This is a genomic window from Morganella sp. GD04133 (genome assembly GCF_029835375.1).
Classification (GTDB): Bacteria; Pseudomonadota; Gammaproteobacteria; order Enterobacterales; family Enterobacteriaceae; genus Morganella; species Morganella morganii_B.
On the sequence record NZ_JAODZS010000067.1, the window covers coordinates 1 to 7,087 of the forward strand.

Consider the following 7,087-nt stretch of genomic DNA (forward strand, 5'->3'; position numbering starts at 1 on the left):
TCAGCCGGTAAGCGGGATCACGGATAACCAGGGTCGCCTGCGTGTTTTTATCACTAACACCAAAGCGGGTCAGGATAACTATACCTTCAGCATCAATGACAGCCGTGAAACTGAAGTTCTGACCTTTGTTCCGGATCTGTCCACGGCAAAAATCACGACTCTTATCAGTGATAAGCAAGCCATTATTGCCGATGGTACTGAACAGGCAATGCTGACTGTGACGGTGAAAGATGCCTTTAATAATGTGATCGGGGGCAATACCGTTAACCTGGCAACCACACTCGGCCAACTGAGTGATCAGAGTGTCGTTACCGGCAGCAACGGTGAAGCCGTCTTTACATTGACCAGTACCCGTATGGGGGACGCGTCTGTCAGTGCGGTGAACAGTACTGACGCAGCCGGTAAAACCACGGTTGTCCGTATTACCCCGGATATCAGCTCAATGGCAGTCCGCAGTGTGCTGCTAAACGGTGATCAGAAAACCAAAGTTGCCAACGGTACAGATAACTTTACCTATACCGTCCTGGTGCAGGATAACAACGGTAACCCGATCCGGGATGTTCCGGTGACTGCATCCGCAGATAACCCGGCAGCTGTCGTTTTGGTAACAGGGACTACCAACGCCGAAGGTAAAATCACCATTACTTTAGCCGGTACCAACCACGTGATGGACAATGTTCTTGTCAGCGCGGCGCTGGAGGGCGGGGTGAGTGTGGATGCAGATAAGAGCGTTAACTTTATCTATAACATCGATACCGCAAAGGTCAGTAACGTCATGCTGACAGGTGATGTTATTGAGAAAGTGGCTGATGGTGCCGCCAGCTTTACCTATACCGCACAACTGGTGGATGATAACAGTAACCCGATCCGTCAGGCGGGTCTGGATGTGAAATGGACGCAGAATAAGGGCAGCGATGTGGTGCTGTCTGCGGATATCAGCAAAACCAACGAAGACGGTGTGGCGACTATCACACTGATCTCCACCACCAAAGCGGCGGATAGCATCCGCGTCAGTGCACAATATGCCGGTACGCCGGTTATTCAGGCGGACAGAACGGTCAGTTTTATTTATAACCTGGCCTCCGCCAGAGTCAGCAAAGTGGAGCTGGACGGCACAGTGACTGAAAAAATCGCTGATGGCCGGAGCAATTTTACCTTCACAGCACAATTGACGGACAATAACGGTAACCCTATCCGTCAGGCCGGTCTGGATGTGAAATGGGCACAGGACAAAGGCAGTGATGTGGTACTGTCAGCCACAAGCAGTAAAACGGATGCTGACGGTAAGGCGACTATCACTCTGACATCGACCAAAAAATCAGCAGAGAATATTCGCGTCAATGCACAGTACGCAGAAACCGCAGTTGTACAGGCTGACCAGCCTGTCAACTTTATTTTCAACATTGATATGGCCACAGTCGGCACCGTGGAGCTGAATGATACTGTAACAGAGAAAGTCGCGGACGGAACCAGCGTCTTTACTTATACCGCACAGCTGGCGGACAGTAACGGTAACCCTGTCCGCAGGGCAAACCTGGATGTTAAATGGCTCCAGAATAAAGGTCAGGCGGTGAAACTGTCTTCTCCTGTCAGTAAAACCGATGCGGACGGTAAAGCGACTATCACGCTGATCTCAACCACCACGGCAGTGGATAATGTCCTTGTCAGTGCACAATACCAGGAAACCGCAGCGGTACCGGCAGATAATACGGTCAGCTTTATCTATAACATTGCCTCCGCGAAAGTCGGTACGGTAAAACTGGACGGTACGGTTACTCAGAAAGTGGCCGATGGTGTCAGCGCCTTTACCTATACCGCACAGATAGTGGACGGCAACGGTAACGATGTTCGTCAGGCGGATCTGGTGGTGAACTGGACGCAGAATAAGGGCAATGATGTTGTTCTGTCTGCTGAGACCAGTAAAACCAATGCAGACGGTATCGCCACGATTACGCTGATATCGACCAAAAAAGCGGTGGATGGTATCACCGTCAGCGGTAAGTACGAAGATACGAGTATAGTGGCGGCGGACATACCGGTCAGCTTTATCTATGAAATACGTTCAGCCAAAGTCGGCAAGGTGACTCTTAATGGTGATGTGACGGAGAAGGTGGCGGATGGTGTGAATACCTTTATCTTTACCGCACAGTTGGTGGATGAGAATAACAACCCTATCCGTCAGGCCGGTCTGGATGTGAAATGGACACAGGATAAAGGCAATGATGTGACGCTGTCTGATGTCAGCAGTAAAACCGACTCGAAGGGTGAAGCAACGGTCACACTGACCTCAACCACAAAAGCGGTGGGTGATGTCCGTGTCAGCGGACAGTACGACAATACCGCTAAAGTGGCGGCAGACAGACCGGTCAGCTTTATCTACAACCTGACATCGGCGCACGTCAGTACCGTAGACCTGAACGATGATGTGACCGAGAAAGTAGCGGATGGCGTAAGTGTTTTCACCTACACTGCACGACTGGTGGACAGCAGTGGTAACCCGGTCCGTCAGGCCGGCCTGGATGTGAAATGGACGCAGGACAAAGGCAATGATGTTGCCCTGTCCGGGACAACCAGCCAGACCAATGACAAAGGCGAAGCGACTATCACCCTGAAATCCACTAAAAAAGCCGTTGATAACGTTACAGTGAAAGCACAGTACAAAGAAACCGCTGAAGTTGCGGCGAACAGCAGGGTCAGCTTTATCTATGAACTGAGTTCAGCCAGCGTTGGTACGGTGAAACTGGACGGTACGGTCACGCAAAAAATTGCGGATGGTACCAGCGTCTTTACCTATACCGCACAGCTGGCGGACGGCAACGGTAACCCGGTCCGTCAGGCGGATCTGGTGGTGAACTGGACGCAGAATAAGGGCAATGATGTTGTTCTGTCTGCTGAGGCCAGTAAAACCAATGCGGAAGGTATCGCCACGATTACGCTGATATCGACAACAACAGCGGTGGAGGGTATCACCGTCAGTGGTAAGTACAAAGATACGAGTATAGTGGCGGCGGACAGACCGGTCAGCTTTATTTATGAACTGACATCAGCCAAAGTCGGTACGGTGACACTGACCGGTGATGCAGTACAGAAAGTAGCTAATGGTACCAGCTTCTTTACCTATACCGCGCAACTGGTGGATGGTAATAACAACCCGATCCGTCAGGCGGATCTGATAGTGAACTGGACTCAGGATAAAGGTAATGGAGTCGTATTATCTGCCACAAGCAGTAAAACAGATGCTGCCGGTAAAGCCACTGTCACGCTGACGTCCACTACCACGGCGGTTGATAACATCACGGTGAGTGCACAGTATGAAGATACTTTCACCGTGGCAGCGGACAGGCCGGTCAGCTTTATCTACAACCTGGAGTCAGCCGGAGTCGGGACGGTGACACTGACCGGTGATGTGGTACAGAAAGTGGCCGATGGCGTCAGCTTCTTTACCTATACCGCACAGCTGGTGGACGGCAACGGTAACCCGGTCCGTCAGGCGGATCTGGTGGTGAACTGGACACAGAATAAAGGCAGTGATGTTGAACTGTCAGCGGCAACCAGCAAAACGGATGCCACCGGTAAAGCAACGATCACTCTGACCTCGACCAAAAAAGCGGTGGACGATGTTCTCGTCAGTGCACAGTATGCCGGTACGGACAAAGTTGATGCCGGCAGCCTGGTCAGCTTTATCTATGAAATACGTTCAGCCAAAGTCGGCACGGTGACTCTTAATGGTGATGTGACGGAGAAAGTGGCGGATGGTGTGAATACCTTTATCTTTACCGCACAGTTGATGGATGAGAACAACAACCCTATCCGTCAGGCCGGTCTGGATGTGAAATGGACGCAGGATAAAGGTAATGATGTGACGCTGTCTGATGTCAGCAGTAAAACCAATACGGAGGGTAAAGCAACGATCACGCTGACGTCCACTACCACGGCGGTTGATAACATCACGGTGAGCGCACAGTATGAAGATACTTCCAAAGTGGCAGCGGACAGACCGGTCAGCTTTATCTACGACCTGGAGTCAGCAGGAGTCGGGACGGTGACACTGACCGGTGATGTGGTACAGAAAGTGGCCGATGGTGTCAGCTTCTTTACCTATACCGCACAGATAGTGGACGGCAACGGTAACGATGTTTGTCAGGCGGATCTGGTGGTGAACTGGACACAGAACAAAGGCAGTGATGTTGAACTGTCAGCTGCAACCAGCAAAACGGATGCTGCCGGTAAAGCAACGATCACGCTGACTTCGACCAAAAAAGCGGTGGATGATGTTCTCGTCAGGGCACAATACGAGGAAACCGCAGCGGTACCGGCAGATAATACGGTCAGCTTTATCTATAACATTACCTCCGCGAAGGTCGGTACGGTAAAACTGGATGATACGGTTACTCAGAAAGTAGCCGATGGCATCAGCGTCTTTACCTATACCGCAGAGATGGTGGATGGCAACGGTAACCCGGTCCGTCAGGCGGACCTGGTGGTGAGCTGGACACAGAACAAAGGCAGTGATGTTGAACTGTCAGCCACAACCAGCAAAACGGATGACACCGGTAAAGCAACGATCACCCTGACCTCGACCAAAAAAGCGGTGGACGATATTCTCGTCAGTGCGCAGTATGCCGGTACCGACAAAGTTGATGCCGGCAGCCTGGTCAGCTTTATCGCTGATGAAGCCAGCGCTGCTATCACTGCGTCTGTATTAGATAACGGGAAAATATTGACGCCGGCCGATGGTAAAACACATTATCAGGTTTCTGTTTTAGTGAAAGATCAATTTGGCAATGTGCTGAAAAATTATCAGTTAACGGTGACTTCACCTGTACTTTCCGAACCTCAAACGTTGAGTACCGGTGTGAATGGTAACGTTATAACTGACATTTCAAGTCTTATTGCAGGCCCAAGTGATGTTCTTATAACATCAACAACTAACCCGGCAGTTAAAACTAATGTCACGTTAAAATATTCTATAGCTGAATTAAATTTGATTAGCCCATCTCTGTAATCTTTATTTATCAATCACCTTCATCATGATTTCCATTATGTGATGAGGGTGATTTCAGAGGTTTCGTGAAGACAGACTCAGTCGGGAATAGTCAATAATATATTTTCCGAAATTTATTTTTCCATGGTGACTAATTTAATTTTGGTCATGCTGTGAGTTATTAATATATGACTATGATGAGGGTGCATATAATGAGATATTTAAGTTTTACTGTACTTTTTTGCTCTTTATTTATTTCAAAGTTTTCATTTGCTTTAGCTTGTTATGCTGTTGTTAATAATTCTAATATTGCAACTGAAACGGTTCGTGTTGACGATATTATAATACCTGAATCAGCTGAGAATGGCTCAATTATATGGAGGTCGGAGATATACAACAGGAAAGTAAAGTGTAATCAGGCAGGTGTAGATGAGTATGCATACTTCTATCCTTTCCCTAATATAACACCGGAAAACCTTCCCAGGGGGATGAAGTTTGGTCTTGTTTATAATGGAACATCTTATGATTTAGAATCATCAGATTCGAAAATTAAAACAGATATCTACGTCAAGAAAGGTGGAGAGGGAAACGGAAATATAAACGTTCAGGTCTATATAAAGAAAAACGGAACTATTTCAGGTGGATATAATGGAGATTTACCAGTTTATCAATTGGATGGAGTTGGGGGGCTGAATGGCACATCAGGGTCAAACTACAGATTCCATTTATCAAATTTAAGCAATATAGTAACAGGGGATTGTACATATACATTGAATGGTATTCAAAGTACTACACCGGTTAATGTGAATGATGATCTAATATCGAACGGACAAACAATCAGTTCAGTTGGTTCAATGTCTGTTACCTGTACACCGGTAGAAAAGCTGAAAAACAGAACGGCTAAGATGGATTTATATACAACAAGTGCATCCGGAGGTGACTTTTTTAGCACGGATAAGGATGGATTAAGTTACCAGTTGATAATGAACGGAAGTACAATAACCCCGTCATCAACATTCAGTTCACCCCTGTCAGTATCTTTTAAATTGGATAATAATGCTAAAAGTTCTCTTAATGTTGACCAAAAAGTATCTTTACTCTCTGCTGATAAAGATTGGCTTTATCAGAATAGTGAAATAACAGCGACGAGTAAAAATCCTGACTTAAAAATGAAAGTGAATTCATTCCAATAATATGAATTTGTAATTTAAACGGTGTAATTGCTTGTTTTTGATATGTTTACTCCAATAACGGAGACAGGCAAATCATGGACGAAAATAAACTCAACACTCTCGCGGCTGAACTGGCCAACAGTCTGAAAACGAAAGCTGATCTCAATTAGCTTTCCATAATACCAAAAATGGAGTATGCCGGGCAGGAACTGGCGATTAGTCATGACACGGTTTATTACCAGGTTTGGTGATCGCCTGAGCGGTCACCTTTAATACGGTGACAATGACACCGTATTATTTACAGGGTCCTCTTGTTCCGGGACTTTTATCTGACCTGGTACTTTCTCCGTACGTGAGTATATAAACGTTCTGATAAGGTAGTGGTAATTTCTGCTTTATTTTTCTGAAATAAAAATTCGGTGACAGGCTGACTCTGATAATAAGTATTGGTCATTTTAATCATTAACGCATCATTTACAACGCAGTTATTTATGCATTTCGTTTTTTTGTAATAAATTATTAAATAAAAATCTACTGAAGGAGTAATTTAAGGTTATACAGGGGTTTTATTTTATTAATTATATCATTATCAATGAGGTATGCGTTATTTTGACCTGCTTATTAGCGCTGTATATACTGTGCGATAATGTAAATCTATGTATTATTTTTTACGTTAAATGATGTGTGTATAACTCAAATAATAAGTATTTAAATTAATTTTTGACATTGAATGTCTCAAGGTGTTTTTTTATTTTCTGCTTTTAACAGGTGGTAGGTATACCTATTTATATCGCAATAACGTTAGGGTTTTATAACGTATCAGGTGATTAGACTTATTAACGGGAATAATGAAAGACGTATTTTCTGATAACTAATTTATGGCTTTAATCTTACTTTCGGGGATGTATTCATGCCTGTGACTTCGTATTAT

The 7,087-nt window shown here is 45.7% G+C and carries 2 protein-coding genes; both read left to right on the top strand.

The features are described from left to right. A partial coding sequence (locus tag N7387_RS20635) for an Ig-like domain-containing protein (protein WP_279800876.1) occupies window positions 1–5,005 on the top strand: 5,005 nt, incomplete at its 5' end. Between the two features lie 191 nt (window positions 5,006–5,196). Then, entirely contained in the window at window positions 5,197–6,177 is a 981-nt protein-coding gene (locus tag N7387_RS20640; RefSeq protein ID WP_279800877.1) for a hypothetical protein, read from the top strand. Window positions 6,178–7,087: the final 910 nt, after the last annotated feature.